Here is a 1,262-nt window from a genome sequence, read left to right as displayed (position 1 = left end):
CAAGGAGACCCGCGAGATCCGCGGCGAGACGTACGTGCTCGAGCAGGCGATCGAGGCGGACTACTCGCTGGTGCGGGCCGCGGTGGCCGATCGCAGCGGCAACCTGCGGTTCCACCTCACCGCCCGCAACTTCTCGCCGCTGGCCGCGATGGCAGGGCGTGTGTGCATCGTCGAGGCCGAGGAGGTCGTCGAGGTCGGCGAGCTCGCGCCCGACGACATCCACCTCCCCGGCATCTTCGTGCACCGGCTGGTCGAGTTGACCCCGGAGCAGGTCGCGCAGACCAAGTGGATCGAGAAGATGACCACCAACCCGCCCTCGGAAGGACAGCGCTGATGAGCACCGCCGCCACGCCGGAGTCCACCCCCGCCCGGCTGGGCCGGGACCGCAAGGCCATGGCCGCCCGCGCGGCCCTGGAGCTGGAGGACGGCCAGTACGTCAACCTCGGGATCGGCCTGCCGACCCTGGTGCCGAACTACGTGCCCGAGGGGGTGACCGTGACCCTGCAGTCCGAGAACGGGCTGCTGGGCATCGGGCCGTACCCGCACCCCGACCACGTCGACCCGGATCTCATCAACGCCGGCAAGGAGACCGTGACGACCCTGCCGGGGTCGGCGATCTTCGACTCCGCGATGAGCTTCGGCATGATCCGCTCCGGCAAGATCGACGTCGCGATCCTCGGGGCGATGGAGGTCAACCCGGCCGGGGACATCGCCAACTGGATGGTGCCCGGCGCGATGGTCAAGGGCATGGGTGGCGCGATGGACCTCGTGGTGGGCGCGCGCCGGATCGTCGTGGTCATGGACCAGGTCGCCAAGGACGGCTCATCGAAGATCGTCTCCGAGATCACCCTCCCGCTCACTGGCCTGGGCTGCGTGGACCGGATCATCACCGAACTCGGTGTCTTCGACCGCGACGCCGACGGGCTCACGCTCATCGAGCTGGTCGACGGCGTGACCCTCGAGCAGATCACCGCCGCCACCGACGCTCCGTTCCGGGTGGCCGACCACCTGACGTGACGACGCCACCGCACGGGGAACCGCACACCGGGCCCCCGCCCGGACGTGCCCCACGCGGCCACAGCGCCCCCGGACTGTGGACCACACCGGTCCGCGGCCGGGTGGCGCTGTCGGCGTTGGCGTGGGTGCTCGGCTACGTGGCGGTCCTCGTCGTCGTCGTCATCCTGGGACTCCTGGCCGTGCGCGCCACGGGCGCCGGCCGACCCGAGCCCGCGAGCCTCGCCCTCGTCGTCCTGGCCGGCACC

At 71.2% G+C, this 1,262-nt stretch carries 2 protein-coding genes; both read left to right on the top strand.

Annotated elements, in window-relative coordinates:
- Positions 1 to 334 (top strand): CoA-transferase (locus HMPREF3086_RS19365; protein ID WP_305790918.1); only part of this gene is annotated, 334 nt, incomplete at its 5' end.
- Positions 334 to 1,017 carry a 3-oxoacid CoA-transferase subunit B gene (locus HMPREF3086_RS00550; RefSeq protein ID WP_070719692.1) on the top strand — a complete coding sequence of 228 codons (684 nt, stop codon included), beginning with the start codon at positions 334 to 336 and terminating at the stop codon, positions 1,015 to 1,017. The genes HMPREF3086_RS19365 and HMPREF3086_RS00550, both read left to right, overlap by 1 nt.
- The last annotated feature ends 245 nt before the right edge of the window (positions 1,018 to 1,262 follow it).

The sequence above is a fragment of the Dietzia sp. HMSC21D01 genome (genome assembly GCF_001815995.1).
GTDB classification, from domain to species: Bacteria; Actinomycetota; Actinomycetes; order Mycobacteriales; family Mycobacteriaceae; genus Dietzia; species Dietzia cinnamea.
Note: the sequence above shows the minus strand (reverse complement) of the source record. Positions and strands in the feature narration are given on the sequence as shown.

Bases quoted from the DNA above. Each gene is read 5' to 3' on its own strand.
- HMPREF3086_RS00550 (WP_070719692.1), top strand. From the start codon at position 334: ATGAGCACCGCCGCCACGCCGGAGTCCACCCCCGCCCGGCTGGGCCGG.